Below are 13,046 nucleotides of genomic sequence, written 5' to 3'. Positions count from 1 at the left end.
TTGTCCTTATTTGATCTGGCCCATGTCCAGGTTGACCCGGTAATTGCCATACTTCAGCAGTTCATCCAACAAAGCGGTCAGCGCCTCCTGATCCACCGTACGCACCCGCATCCAGTAACAGCCCTCCCCGCTGATGCGGTACAGCTCGGTGACACTCTCATGGGTCTTCGCAAAAGCCTGAAAAGGCGGATGATCCTTGTTGCTGCTGAGAAAAACCGTTATAAAGGCGTGAATATTCTGACCGATCCGCAGCGGGTTCCACCGGATGGTGTAGCCTTCAATGATGCCAAGCTCCCGCAATCTGCGGACACGTGCGCCTACAGCCTGGCCGGTCAGATGGACCATCGCCCCGATATCCTTATGGCTTAAGGTGGAATCATCGATAAGGAGCTGGAGGATGCGGTAATCGGTATTGTCGATGAGGTAAGAGGTCATTTCCTTGAATTCCTTTCCGGCTGAAAGCAGAACGTAAGAATCTCTTTCGCGGCGCAATGTCTTCTATTCTTGCCCTGATTTATACTTATTGTATCAGAAATTGATCTTAAGTAAGACATCCGGGAAGAGGTGCATATGATGAAAATTAAGCTGATCCGCCACGCCACTCTATGGCTGGAATACGGCGGTGCGACGTTTCTGATCGATCCCATGCTGAGTGCGCAGGGTGTGAATCCGCCGATTATGAATTCAGGCGATGACCGCCGGAATCCACTGGTGCCTCTGCCGGGGCCTGTCCAGCAGTGGCTGGAGCCGGATGCTGTACTGGTCACGCATCTGCATCAGGATCACTGGGATGCTGCAGCAGTAGAGCAGTTGTCCAAGGAGTTGCCGGTGTATTGCCAGGAAGGTGATGGGGAGCGAATTGCTGCCCAGGGCTTTGGGCGTGTTACAGAAATTATGGATACCGGCTCTGTGTCCGTCGGCGGTGTGACCCTGACACGTACAGGCGGGCATCACGGGACAGGGGAGATCGGGGAATTAATGGGCAAGGTCTCCGGCTTCGTCTTCCGGGCGGAGGGCGAACCTGTGCTGTACCTGGCGGGAGATACCATCTGGTGCGAAGAGGTTCAGCAGGTGATAGCGGCGCAGACACCGGAGGTCATTATAGTCAATGCCGGAGGTGCCAGCTTCCTGAGCGGAGGCCCCATTACCATGAACGAACAGGATGTGGTGGAGGTATGCCATGCCGCTCCGGCTGCTTCGGTAATTGCTGTGCATATGGATACGATTAACCACTGCCATGTGACGAGGGAACTATTGAAGCAACGCCTTGAACAGGAGGGCTTACTGAGCCGCGTGGCTGTTCCGCTGGATGGAGAGTGGGTCTGACATAAGCGACACCTATAGGGATACCCTACAGATAGGTAGAGTTTGTAAACGATCTCATAATCTCTCGCTACGCGCTTGACTAACCTGTAGAATCATGATAAATTAAACCTTGTTCATGTTAATGTTCCCTGATAGCTCAGTTGGTAGAGCACTCGACTGTTAATCGAGTTGTCACAGGTTCGAGTCCTGTTCGGGGAGCCATTACTTGGAGAGATACCCAAGTGGCTATAAGGGGACCCTCTGCTAAGGGGTTAGACTGCGTAAGCGGTGCGAGGGTTCGAATCCCTCTCTCTCCGTTCTGATTAAACTTCCCTGCCAGCCAGGGATGAGAACCCTCAGTGGTTCGTTGGAGGAGCTCATAACGAGCTCCTTTTTTGCGTCCACCCAGCGGGAGTGGCTGAATCTCTGGATGATACGATCTCCCTGTCTGATGTCGTAATTCCATATAGTCGATGTCGCATTTATCTACTAAAAATCCTGCTTATTATATGATACTTTATAGGTGATGTCAGAATAATGTATATGGAGGTGCAGGCGGGTGAGCATTAGGATTGGCAAGATCAGCTTTTGGCATGTACATGCCTGGGATTATACGAAGCAGGCTCAGGAGCATGGCGATACGGAAATTGCTGCGGTATGGGATGAGGATGCGGAGCGGGGCAGGAAGGCGGCAGAGAGCTTGAATGTTCCGTTTTATGATTCTTTGGAGGACATGCTTGCGCGGAAGGATATCGATGCCGTGATTGTCGACGCGCCAACCCATATGCACCGGGAGGTCATGATTGCGGCGGCCAGAGCAGGCAAGCACATCTTCACCGAAAAGGTTGTAGCTGCAACGCTGAGTGAGGTGAATGAAATCCTCTCCGAGGTCGTGGATCATGGAGTGAAGCTAACCGTGTCTCTGCCGCGGCTAAATGACGGTTACACGTTATCGGTTACAGACATTCTAAGCCAGGGACTGCTTGGGGAGATCACTTATGTCAGAGTCCGTTTATCCCATAACGGCGCAACGGCCAATTGGCTTCCCGAGCATTTCTATAGCCTGGAGCAATGCCAGGGCGGGGCTTTGATTGATCTGGGATGTCATCCTATGTACCTGACCAGACTGTTTCTGGGTCAAGAGGTGACCGGAGTAAGCGCGAGCTTCGGATATGTTACGGGCAAGGAAGTGGAAGACAACGCAGTAGCGACGCTCTATACCGGTTCGGGAGCGATCGGTGTGGTGGAAGCCGGCTTCGTGAACAGCTACTCCCCTTTTACCATAGAAGTGCATGGAACGGAAGGAACTCTGCTCTATGGAACGCCTGAAGCGAAGCTGCTCGTCAGAAGTACCAAAGCGGCAGATCAAGGGGCTGCCTGGAACGATACGCCTGTGCTGGCCAACCGTGACAGCGCTTTTGAGCAGTGGGTTGCCCACATCCAGAACAACACGCTTGCTTCTGACAATATTCAAGCGGCAACGGAGCTTACCCGGTTAATGGAGGCGGCGAATCTCTCGGCGAAGGCAGGACGGGTGGTCCGGTTAGCCGAACTGAAGTCTTGATCACTTACCCGATACCTGACGTAGCTTAAGCAGGAGGTTAACATGAGCCCTTTTCCTTTCGAGATTATGTTTGAGAAGATGGATCTGCTGGAAAGACTGGATATTTCCATCCTGTGGGGACATTATGAAATTTCTGTTCTCCGGTTTCATTTGACCTCTTTTCCGCCGGGGAAGGTCATTGATTTCCATAACCATGCTGAATTTGAATTTCATTTCATACCGCGGGGCAAGGGAACGGTCATTCTTGGCGATCAGCAGTATCCTTTATCGGAGGGAATGCTCTATTTGACCGGACCGGGCGTTATGCATCGTCAGGAAGCAGATACGGAAGAGTCGATGGAGGAGCTATGTCTGCATATCCATATTGCGGAGAAGCAGAGGGACGATGCAGACCCGTGGGAGGTTGCGGAAGCGGAGGAATGTGTGGAGAAGCTGAGGCGGCTGCCGCTTATCCCGGCGCAGGATTATCACAGGGCGATGAAGTGTTTTCTGGAAGCCTATGAAGCCTGTGACGGCAAGCTTGCGGGATATTATACATCCATCAAGCATCTCGTGATCAGTATCCTGCTGAAGGTAACCAGAGCTTATGATACAGGCGGGATGGGAGCTGCGGCACCCGTACGGGATATGTTGACCTACCGCTATCAATACGCCGTTCAGTACATGGAAGCGAATTATTCAGCAGCCGTGACGCTGGAGAATGTTGCGGAGAAGCTGAATATCAGCCCGAGGCAGCTACAGCGGATATTTAAGCAGGTTGATCCGGATCAACCCTTCAGCCGGATTCTTGAAGAGATCCGGTTGAAGGCAGTGTGCAGCAAGCTTGAAGCCAGCAGCCTGTCGATCGAACACATCGCGGAGTCCGAGGGGTTCACCAATGCGACCTATCTGCATTCGGTATTCCGCAAGCGGCTGGGCATGACCCCGGCTGCCTACCGCAAGGCCCGAAAAATACATGAACAGTGAGGATGAGATGGCGATGAGCAAAGTGTATCGTGTTGGAGTGATCGGCTGTGGAGGGATTGCGAACGGGAAGCATTTGCCTGCCTTAAGCAGACAGGATAAGGTTCAAGTGGTAGCTTTTTGCGATATTATCAAGGAACGGGCTGAGGCTGCTGCTGAACAATACGGCAGTGCGGATGCTGCTGTCTATACGGACTATCAGGAGTTATTGAAGGATGCTTCCATTGATATTGTTCATGTGCTTACTCCCAATGATGCGCATGCGGAAATATCTATTGCGGCTTTGGAAGCGGGCAAGCATGTGATGTGTGAGAAGCCAATGGCCAAAACAGCAGCAGACGCCAAACGTATGGCTGAAGCAGCGAAACGTGCAGGGAAGAAGCTGACCATTGGGTACGACAACCGGTTCCGGCAAGACAGCTTGTATCTGAAAAAAGTCTGTGAAGCTGGCGAGCTCGGCCATATCTATTATGCGAAAGCACATGCCATCCGGCGCAGAGCGGTCCCTACCTGGGGTGTATTCCTGGATGAGGAGAAGCAGGGGGGCGGCCCGCTTATCGATATTGGAACCCATGCGCTGGATCTGACGCTCTGGATGATGGACAACTACAAACCGAAGGTTGTGCTGGGGACCAAATACCACGAGCTCTCCCAAAAAGAAGACGCTGCCAACGCCTGGGGACCCTGGGACCCGAAAAAATTCACCGTCGAAGACTCGGCGTTCGGGATGATTGTGATGGAGAACGGCGCAACGATTACGCTGGAAGCTAGCTGGGCGCTGAATTCGCTGGATGTGGATGAAGCTAAGTGTAGCTTAAGCGGAACCGAAGCGGGGGCGGACATGAGGGACGGTCTCCGGATTAACGGGGAGAAGCATAGCAAGCTATACACGAATGAAATTGAGCTTGGTGCCGGGGGAGTGGCCTTCTATGAAGGCAAAGAAGAGAAATCTACGGATATCGAATTAAGAAAGTGGATCGAAGCGATCGAACAGGATAAAGATCCGGTCGTGACTCCTGAACAGGCTTACGTGGTCTCCCGGATTCTGGAGGCAATCTATGAATCGGCCCAGACGGGGAAGGCGGTCTATTTGGATTAACGCTACACGACCTTTGCAAGACTATATCTGACAAGAAGCCGGACCTCCGATGATCGAGGGCCGGCTTATTTACCGGTTCAATCCGTTACCCCTTTAATTAATTGAAGGAATGATGCTGTAAAGAGACAAATGTTATATTAATTCCGCAGAAAAAAAGTATTGTATAAGAAAAGGAAACAACTTCTAAAACGTTCCTGCTTAAAAATCCTCTGTTTTTCTCCTGTTTTCTGCGCATTTTTCGTAAACCTACAATAACCTACCGAATCCTACATATATCATGTTATGTAATATAACACCAACTATTGAATTTTGTATTAATTCCCACAAAAATTAGTGACGATTCTCTGACCTTGTGTTAATATAAATGACATCATAATCCAAGAAAAGAGAAGCAGCACAGAGAAAGGGGTATACAAGATGAATATGGGGAGAAGGGGATGGCGATGGAGTACTTCATTCAGCAATTAATAAACGGGATATCCGTAGGCAGCATTTACGCTCTGATCGCCCTTGGATACACAATGGTGTACGGTATCATCAAGCTGATTAATTTTGCGCATGGCGATGTATTCATGGTAGGATCGTTCATCGGTCTGTACAGTGCCAAATACCTGGCGAATGCGGGATTGCCGCCTATCGTTGTACTGCTCTTGTCGCTGATGATCTCGATGACGATCAGTGCGCTGCTAGGTATCAGCATTGAACGTCTGGCGTATAAGCCGCTTCGTAAGTCCACACGGATAGCAGCTCTGATTACTGCGATTGGCGTATCCTTCCTGCTCGAATATACCGGAGTCTTGATCCTCGGGCCGCAGGCCAAGGGCTTCCCGGATATTATGGATAAGAAGCAATATCACCTGTTCGGTTCTTCCATCCAGGTCGAATCCAATCAGATTATGATTCTGCTAACAACGATAATTCTTATGCTAGTGCTGCAGTATATCGTCAGGTACACCCGAACGGGCAAAGCCATGCGGGCCGTATCCTTCGATGTAGAAGCGGCGCGGCTGATGGGCATCAACGTAGACCGCACCATTTCAGCCACCTTCGCCATCGGTTCGGCGCTGGCCGCTGCGGCGGGCGTGATTTTCGGCATGACGTACAATTCGGTTGATCCGCTCATGGGCGTAATGCCCGGGCTTAAGGCTTTTGTCGCGGCAGTGCTTGGAGGAATTGGCAGTATACCGGGTGCGCTTGTCGGCGGATTACTGCTGGGAACGGTTGAGACAGAGATTTCTTCGCTCGGGTTCTCCTCCTGGCGTGACGGTGTAGCCTTTGCGGTACTGATTCTAATCCTTATCTTCAAACCATCCGGGCTGTTCGGCAAGAATGTCCGGGAGAAAGTGTAGGGGGAAGCTGCCGTGACAAAGATAAATAAAAAATTCTGGCTGGGCATTCTTATTGCCCTTGCGTTCTATGGAATCGTAAAAGTTCTTCTAACAACAGGAATACTTAGTGATGTAAATCAGTCTATGCTGCTCCTCATCGGGGTTAATATCATGCTGGCCGTGTCGCTGAACCTGATTACCGGGATTACCGGGCAGTTCTCCATTGGTCATGCCGGGTTCATGTCGGTGGGTGCGTACACCTCGGCGATCCTTACCCTTGACTACAATGTGCCGTTCATTCCTGCGATTCTTGCGGGCGGCCTCCTGGCTGCGGTGTTCGGCGTATTGATCGGGATGCCTACGCTCCGGCTTAACGGGGACTATCTGGCTATTGCGACGCTGGGCTTCGGTGAGATTATCCGCATTATTATGCTGAATACGGAATATGTCGGCGGAGCTTCAGGGCTTAGCGGTATTCCGGCCAAGACGACCTGGACCATGCTCTTCTTCTTCACTCTGATCTCAGTCGTACTGATTAATAACTTCATTAGATCCACTCACGGCCGGGCCTGTATTGCGATTCGCGAGAATGAGATTGCCGCTGAGGCGATGGGGATCAATACGACACGCTACAAAATCATCGCCTTCACCATCGGTGCACTGTTTGCCGGTATGGCGGGCGGCCTGTCGGCCCATACGTTCTATGTTATTACGCCGGGCAGCTTCAACTTCCTGAAGTCTTTTGAAATCATCGTCATGGTAGTTCTCGGGGGGCTGGGCAGTACGGCGGGTTCTATCGTGGGTGCGGTGTTCGTTACCCTGCTCTACACCTACTTACGTGAATTCCCGGAATGGCGCATGATTATCTACTCGATTGTGCTCATTCTGATGATGATTTTCCGTCCGAGCGGCCTGCTTGGCGTAAGCAAATTCTCATTTGGCAAGTTCGGCAAAAAGGAGGCGAAGGCAAATGACGCAATCGAGAGCAGCGGTACTCCTTGATGTGAAAGCGGCCAGCCGGGCCTTCGGCGGACTGAAGGCGGTCAGTGAGGTATCCCTTCATATTGATAAAGGCGAGCTGATCGGCCTGATCGGACCCAACGGTGCCGGTAAAACCACACTGTTCAACCTGTTGACCGGAGTGTACCCGCCATCGTCGGGCAGCATTCTTTTGAACAATGAGTCTATCGGCGGGATGAAGCCCTACAAGATCAATCATAAAGGTGCTGCGCGTACGTTCCAGAACATCCGCCTGTTTACGGCTATGACCGTGCTGGAGAACGTCAAGATTGCCTTCCATCAGCATGCGAAGCACTCGTTGTTCTCTTCGATGCTACGTCTGCCGAAGCATTTCCAGGGCGAAGAGGAGATTACCCGGAAGGCGATGGATATTCTCAAAATCTTCAATCTGGCTGACCAGAGTGAGGAGGTGGCGAGCAACCTGAGCTATGGGAATCAGCGGCGTCTGGAGATTGCCCGGGCGCTTGCGGCCGGACCCAAGCTGCTGCTGCTCGATGAGCCGGCCGCCGGGATGAACCCGAATGAGACGCGTGACCTGATGAATCTGATCGCCTGGATCCGGGAGGAGTTCGACCTGACTATTCTGTTGATCGAGCATGATATGTCACTTGTTATGGGGGTCTGCAGCCGCATCTACGTGCTGGACCGCGGAATCCTGATTGCTGACGGAACGCCGGCGGAGATCCGCAACAATCCGAAGGTCATCGAAGCGTATTTGGGACAGGAGGCGTAGCGCCATGCTTACAGTACAAGGGATTAATGTCTATTACGGAGCGATTCATGCCTTGAAGGAGCTCAGCATCACCGTGAAGCAGGGAGAGATCGTGACCTTGATCGGTGCCAATGGTGCCGGCAAGTCTACACTGCTTAAGACGCTCTCGGGGCTGCTGAAGCCCAAGACAGGAAGTATCGAATTCCTGAATAAATCCATAGCGAATCAAAGTGTTCAGGCGATTGTCAAAGAAGGGCTGATCCATTGTCCCGAAGGACGGCGCGTATTCGCCAATATGTCGGTCGAGGAGAATCTCGAATTAGGCGCTTACCTGCAGGATGGAAGCAGCCTGGCTGCTGACTTCGAGAAGGTGTACAACACCTTCCCGCGTTTGCTTGAGCGCAAGAAGCAGCAGGCCGGAACCTTATCCGGCGGGGAGCAGCAGATGCTGGCGATGGGGCGGGCTATTATGGGCCACCCGAAGCTGCTGCTGCTGGATGAACCGTCGATGGGGCTGGCGCCGCTGCTTGTCCAGGATATTTTCCGGATTATCAAGGAAGTCAACGATGCCGGAACCACTGTACTGCTGGTTGAGCAGAATGCCCACCAGGCGCTCAAAATCGCCGACCGTGCCTATGTCCTGGAGACAGGCCGGGTAGTGCTTGAAGGGGATGCCAAGGAAATGGCCGATTCCGATGAGATCAAAATGGCTTATCTCGGGCACTAGCAGGCTATCCATACTACAGCAGCATCACAGAAACAACATATATAAACTAAATAATTAGGAGGCTGGGAGAAACTATGAAGAAAATTGGGGCCATTATCTTGTCGACAGTATTGACTGCGGTATTAGCATCCGGCTGCGGCAACAACACAGAGAACAGCGGTAACTCTGCAAGCGGCGGGAACAGTGCCGGAGGCACGATCAAAATCGGGGCTGACCTGGAGCTTACCGGCGGCCAGGCTTCTTTCGGCGACTCGGCCTCCAAGGGCGCGAAGCTGGCGGTGGACCAGATCAATGCCGCAGGCGGTGTACTCGGCAAGAAGCTCGAACTGGTAGTAGCCGACAATGCATCGAAGTCTGAAGAAGCTACCCAGGCGGCACAGAAGCTGATCACCAATGACAAGGTCGTGACCATTATCGGCGCCTCCACTTCGACCAACACGCTGGGGATCGTTCCGGTAGCTACGGAGAAAAAGATTCCGCTTGTCTCGGTAGGGGCTACCAATCCAAAGGTTACTGTGGATGAGCGCAGCGGCAATGTGAATGAATTCGTGTTCCGCGCGGCGTTCATCGATCCGTTCCAGGGTGAGGTAATGGCTAACTTTGCGCTCGATTCCCTGAAGGCTAAGACGGCTGTTATCTATACCGATACTTCGTCTGACTACTCCAAGGGTCTGCAGAAGTTCTTCGAAGAGACCTTCAAGGCCAAAGGCGGCGAAGTGCTGAGCCAGGAGTCCTACCAGCAGAAGGATTCGGACTTCAAAGCAGTTCTGACCCGAATCAAAGCAGCGAACCCGGATGTCATCTACCTGCCTGGTTATTATGAAGAAGTAGGTAAAATTGTGAAGCAGGCCCGTGAAATGGGCATCACCGTTCCGTTCCTCGGCGGCGATGGCTGGGATTCCCCGCAGCTGGCGGAAATCGCCGGTGCCAAAGCGCTGGAGAACACGTTCATGTCCAATCACTACTCGCCTGAAGATACAGCTCCTGAAGTTACCAGCTTCGTAGACGCCTACAAGGCGGCTAACGGCGGAGCGGTTCCCGATGGTATGGCAGCCCTGGGCTATGATGCCCTGAAGCTGGTGGCTGATGCGATTACCCGTGCGGGTGAAGCTGATCCGGCCAAGATTACAGAAGCGCTGGCAGCGACTAAGGATCTGCAGCTCGCTACAGGCAAAATCACCCTGAACGACAAGCATGACCCGGTCAAAGCAGCAGTTGTGCTGAAATTCGTGGACGGGAAGCAAACCTTTGAGACCAAGGTTAATCCTTAAGCAGCGAAATTGCATATACTGAGGTGAAGGGAACAGGGAGCCGGTCCGCAGGAGGCCAGGGAGCCTCTTGCCTCACCTTAACCGTGAAGAGGAAGGCCCCGAATGGGAGCCTTTCTTTTCGCATCTCACAGGGATAGAATGTTGACTATACTTACACAACTAAGCAGATGCTTCCGAAGCGAGTTGTGGCAGTGAGATATCAAGGAAGACTATGCTAACACAACTTTGAGGGGGAATCGGCATGATTATTGGCGTACCCGCAGAAATCAAGAATAACGAGAACCGCGTCGCCATCACCCCGGCCGGGGTGGAAGCGCTCCGGAAGGCAGGTCATGATGTGTATATTCAAGCTTCTGCCGGCATAGGCAGCGGTTTCAGCGACAAGGAATATTCGGATAAAGGCGCTGTGACTCTGGATACGGCCGCTGAGGTCTGGAGCAAGGCGGAGATGATTATCAAAGTGAAGGAGCCACTACCGGAGGAGTACGGTTATTTCCGCAAAGGGCTGATCCTCTTCACCTATCTGCACTTGGCACCTGAAGCAGAGCTGACCAAAGCACTGGTGGATAGCGGTGTGACCGCTGTGGGCTATGAGACGATTCAGCTTGAAGACGGCTCGCTGCCGCTGCTGATTCCGATGAGTGAGGTCGCCGGACGGATGGCGGTGCAGATCGGCGCCGGCCTGCTGGAGAAGCCGCATGGCGGCAAGGGCGTTCTGCTGGGCGGTGTGCCTGGCGTGCAGCCGGGAGAGGTCGTCATTGTCGGTGGCGGAATTGTCGGCACCAATGCGGCGAAGATCGCGCTGGGCATGGGGGCACGTGTCACCGTGCTGGATCTGAATGCGGGCCGCCTGCGCGCGCTGGACGATATTTTTGGCGGACGGCTGGTGACCGTGATGTCGGATTCCTATCATCTGGAGCAGGCTGTGCGCCGGGCGGATCTGCTGATCGGAGCGGTGCTGATTCCCGGTGCCCGTGCCCCCAAGCTGGTCAAAGAGTATATGGTGCAGCAGATGGAAGAGGGCTCTGTAATTGTGGACGTTGCGATTGATCAGGGCGGGTCGATTGAGACCATTGACCGGATCACCACGCATGAGAACCCGACGTATGTGAAGCATGGCGTGGTCCATTACGCCGTAGCCAACATGCCTGGAGCGGTCGCCCGGACCTCGACCCTGGCGCTAACCAACGTGACGATTCCTTACGCGCTGCAGATTGCCAATCTGGGCATCCACGCGGCTGTGGTGAAGAATGCGGCGCTTGCGCGCGGCCTGAATGTGGTAGCTGGACAGGTGACCAATGCTGCGGTGGCCGGGAGTCTGGGGTATGAATATACGGATGGAATCCAGGTGCTGGCTGCGGGCGGGGATAGCTGATCTTAAGAGGGGAGAAGCAGAGGCTGCACACTGCGGTTCTCCCCGTATTTTCCGGGAAATGCGACCTTCAAAAAAAGGCTTGTCAAATCCGCCGACGTTTGATATACTCATTTTTGTTGTCACAAAGAAAAACTTTAAATTTGGCTCGTTGGTCAAGGGGTTAAGACACCTCCCTTTCACGGAGGTAACATGGGTTCGAATCCCATACGAGTCACCAATATGCGGTAGTGGTGGAATGGCAGACACGCTATCTTGAGGGGGTAGTGGGTGTATACCCGTGGAGGTTCGAGTCCTCTCTACCGCATACTAGGAATGAGCAGAGACCTTTGGTTATCCAAGGGTCTTTGCTTTTTTGTGTTGGCTGCTACGCCGGGGGAAGGGGTTCATGCCCCACAGCCAGTAACATTGATTGAGGAATGATGCAAGAAATGCAACAATACTGCTCCATAGAGGGCGGTCTATGCTGAAATCCTGCACAAAATACAACAAATCCAGCGCTAACTTGATCTAACCACCGAAATTTGTGCAAATCATGCAACATTGTACTTCATTGAGTAATCGGTATAGATGAATCTTGCAAGAAGTGCAACAATTCTCTATACAAGCGGCCGGTGAGGGAAGGCATCAGCATCATTCACCCGTTAGGGTTAATTTGTATTTAGTTTTTTTGAAACTAAACAGTAGCGATACGCACATGACAATGTGTTTTGTATCCCTACTGTTTTTCTTTTATGATCACAAAACTAGTCGAGGTGGAGATCTTTATGATAAGCAAATTAGGCTTTTCTTCAGATGACCGTTTATTAATTATTAATGCTGATGATTTCGGAATAACTAAGGGAACTAATGAAGCGATTGTTAGTCTATTTGAACAACAAGCTATAACCTCAACATCTATAATGTTTCCCTGTCCAGCAGCGCGGGAAGCCCTTAAGTTTAGTAATCAAAACATTCTAGAAAATATCGGGATTCATCTTACCTTAACAAGCGGTGAGCATCATTCATATAGTCCAGTATTTCAAGAAAGGCCATTGAAAAGTCTAATCAATAAGAATGGTAAATTCCATAATGACATTTCGTATATAGAGGAAAATGCTGATGATGAAGAAGTTAGAATTGAATTAGAGGCTCAAATACAAAGTGCAACTATGTTAGGAATTGACCCAACTCATCTTGACAGTCATGGTGGTAGCATTATGGGTTTATATGCGGGCAATGATTTTTTAGAAATAACCTTTGATCTTTGCGAGAAATATCGTCTCCCCTTTAACTTACCAACAAGAATAATTGAACAACCATTTTTTAATAACAAGCAAAAAGAAACTTTTCGCATTAGAATTAATTCAGGAAGAAAACGTGGGATTTTGTTTATTGATGATATAATTTCTTTGCCGTACTGCTGTAAGCCCGTGGAATATGAGGAAATGAAGAGACAGTTGCTCACGCTATTAAAAAATATTAAGCCCGGTATAACACAATTAACTATACATCCATCGAAAATAACTGAAGAATTGAAGTCTGTAACGAATTGTTATTTTGAGCGTGGGATTGAGTATCTATTACTAATAGACCCAGATATTAAGAAAGTGCTTAATAAAGAGAATATTAATTTAATCTCATGGAAAGAAATACGTGATTTCCAAAGAATTCTAACTTGATCACGCTCTAGCTGGTGACAATTA

General features: G+C 51.2%; 12 protein-coding genes and 4 tRNA genes. 15 read left to right on the top strand and 1 reads right to left on the bottom strand.

Annotated features, from left to right (window positions below):
* Positions 1–6: 6 nt before the first annotated feature.
* On the bottom strand, positions 7–435 hold the full coding sequence (locus MKY64_RS21245; RefSeq protein WP_339254181.1) for an Lrp/AsnC family transcriptional regulator: 429 nt from the start codon (positions 433–435) through the stop codon (positions 7–9).
* 138 nt (positions 436–573) lie between these two features.
* Between MKY64_RS21245 and MKY64_RS21240 the strand changes: the two genes are divergently transcribed.
* The 15 genes from MKY64_RS21240 to MKY64_RS21170 all read left to right on the top strand — a co-directional run bounded on the left by MKY64_RS21240 (position 574) and on the right by MKY64_RS21170 (position 13,022).
* The gene (locus tag MKY64_RS21240; RefSeq protein WP_340958143.1) at positions 574–1,326 is read left to right on the top strand and encodes an MBL fold metallo-hydrolase; all 753 of its coding nucleotides are present in this window, start codon (positions 574–576) and stop codon (positions 1,324–1,326) included.
* 125 nt (positions 1,327–1,451) lie between these two features.
* Positions 1,452–1,527: transfer RNA gene (locus tag MKY64_RS21235), tRNA-Asn, on the top strand.
* A gap of 6 nt (positions 1,528–1,533) precedes the next feature.
* Positions 1,534–1,622: transfer RNA gene (locus MKY64_RS21230), tRNA-Ser, on the top strand.
* 242 nt (positions 1,623–1,864) lie between these two features.
* Positions 1,865–2,869, top strand: coding sequence for a Gfo/Idh/MocA family protein (locus MKY64_RS21225; RefSeq protein ID WP_340955514.1), 1,005 nt, complete (start codon positions 1,865–1,867; stop codon positions 2,867–2,869).
* A gap of 42 nt (positions 2,870–2,911) precedes the next feature.
* Entirely contained in the window at positions 2,912–3,835 is a 924-nt protein-coding gene (locus MKY64_RS21220; RefSeq protein WP_340955512.1) for a helix-turn-helix domain-containing protein, read from the top strand.
* A 13-nt stretch (positions 3,836–3,848) separates the two neighbouring features.
* On the top strand, positions 3,849–4,931 hold the full coding sequence (locus MKY64_RS21215; RefSeq protein WP_340955511.1) for a Gfo/Idh/MocA family protein: 1,083 nt from the start codon (positions 3,849–3,851) through the stop codon (positions 4,929–4,931).
* A 443-nt stretch (positions 4,932–5,374) separates the two neighbouring features.
* Positions 5,375–6,280, top strand: a complete 906-nt coding sequence (locus tag MKY64_RS21210) for a branched-chain amino acid ABC transporter permease (protein WP_036723345.1) — start codon at positions 5,375–5,377, stop codon at positions 6,278–6,280.
* Between the two features lie 12 nt (positions 6,281–6,292).
* On the top strand, positions 6,293–7,261 hold the full coding sequence (locus tag MKY64_RS21205; RefSeq protein ID WP_076086737.1) for a branched-chain amino acid ABC transporter permease: 969 nt from the start codon (positions 6,293–6,295) through the stop codon (positions 7,259–7,261).
* Complete coding sequence (locus tag MKY64_RS21200) at positions 7,230–8,012, top strand: ABC transporter ATP-binding protein (protein WP_076086757.1); 783 nt, start codon at positions 7,230–7,232, stop codon at positions 8,010–8,012. Before MKY64_RS21205 ends, MKY64_RS21200 begins: the two co-directional genes overlap by 32 nt.
* Before the next feature lie 4 nt (positions 8,013–8,016).
* Positions 8,017–8,718 (top strand): ABC transporter ATP-binding protein, encoded by a 702-nt coding sequence (locus tag MKY64_RS21195; protein WP_036723349.1) that lies wholly within the window; start codon positions 8,017–8,019, stop codon positions 8,716–8,718.
* A 74-nt stretch (positions 8,719–8,792) separates the two neighbouring features.
* Positions 8,793–9,989 carry an ABC transporter substrate-binding protein gene (locus tag MKY64_RS21190; RefSeq protein ID WP_076086759.1) on the top strand — a complete coding sequence of 399 codons (1,197 nt, stop codon included), beginning with the start codon at positions 8,793–8,795 and terminating at the stop codon, positions 9,987–9,989.
* Between the two features lie 241 nt (positions 9,990–10,230).
* On the top strand, positions 10,231–11,364 hold the full coding sequence (ald, locus tag MKY64_RS21185) for an alanine dehydrogenase (RefSeq protein WP_340955510.1): 1,134 nt from the start codon (positions 10,231–10,233) through the stop codon (positions 11,362–11,364).
* Between the two features lie 142 nt (positions 11,365–11,506).
* Positions 11,507–11,581: transfer RNA gene (locus MKY64_RS21180), tRNA-Glu, on the top strand.
* Positions 11,582–11,585: 4 nt separating this feature from the next.
* Positions 11,586–11,668: transfer RNA gene (locus tag MKY64_RS21175), tRNA-Leu, on the top strand.
* Between the two features lie 460 nt (positions 11,669–12,128).
* Positions 12,129–13,022 carry a polysaccharide deacetylase family protein gene (locus MKY64_RS21170; protein WP_339313055.1) on the top strand — a complete coding sequence of 298 codons (894 nt, stop codon included), beginning with the start codon at positions 12,129–12,131 and terminating at the stop codon, positions 13,020–13,022.
* Positions 13,023–13,046 lie beyond the last annotated feature (24 nt).

The organism is Paenibacillus sp. FSL R7-0210 (assembly GCF_038009085.1).
GTDB lineage: Bacteria > Bacillota > Bacilli > Paenibacillales > Paenibacillaceae > Paenibacillus_AQ > Paenibacillus_AQ silagei.
This window is presented reverse-complemented; position numbering and strand designations above follow the sequence as displayed.

Coding starts and splice junctions, on each gene's coding strand:
- MKY64_RS21245 (WP_339254181.1), bottom strand. CDS start 435: ATGACCTCTTACCTCATCGACAATACCGATTACCGCATCCTCCAGCTC.
- MKY64_RS21240 (WP_340958143.1), top strand. CDS start 574: ATGAAAATTAAGCTGATCCGCCACGCCACTCTATGGCTGGAATACGGC.
- MKY64_RS21220 (WP_340955512.1), top strand. CDS start 2,912: ATGAGCCCTTTTCCTTTCGAGATTATGTTTGAGAAGATGGATCTGCTG.
- MKY64_RS21215 (WP_340955511.1), top strand. CDS start 3,849: ATGAGCAAAGTGTATCGTGTTGGAGTGATCGGCTGTGGAGGGATTGCG.
- MKY64_RS21210 (WP_036723345.1), top strand. CDS start 5,375: ATGGAGTACTTCATTCAGCAATTAATAAACGGGATATCCGTAGGCAGC.
- MKY64_RS21200 (WP_076086757.1), top strand. CDS start 7,230: ATGACGCAATCGAGAGCAGCGGTACTCCTTGATGTGAAAGCGGCCAGC.
- MKY64_RS21195 (WP_036723349.1), top strand. CDS start 8,017: ATGCTTACAGTACAAGGGATTAATGTCTATTACGGAGCGATTCATGCC.
- MKY64_RS21190 (WP_076086759.1), top strand. CDS start 8,793: ATGAAGAAAATTGGGGCCATTATCTTGTCGACAGTATTGACTGCGGTA.
- ald (WP_340955510.1), top strand. CDS start 10,231: ATGATTATTGGCGTACCCGCAGAAATCAAGAATAACGAGAACCGCGTC.
- MKY64_RS21170 (WP_339313055.1), top strand. CDS start 12,129: ATGATAAGCAAATTAGGCTTTTCTTCAGATGACCGTTTATTAATTATT.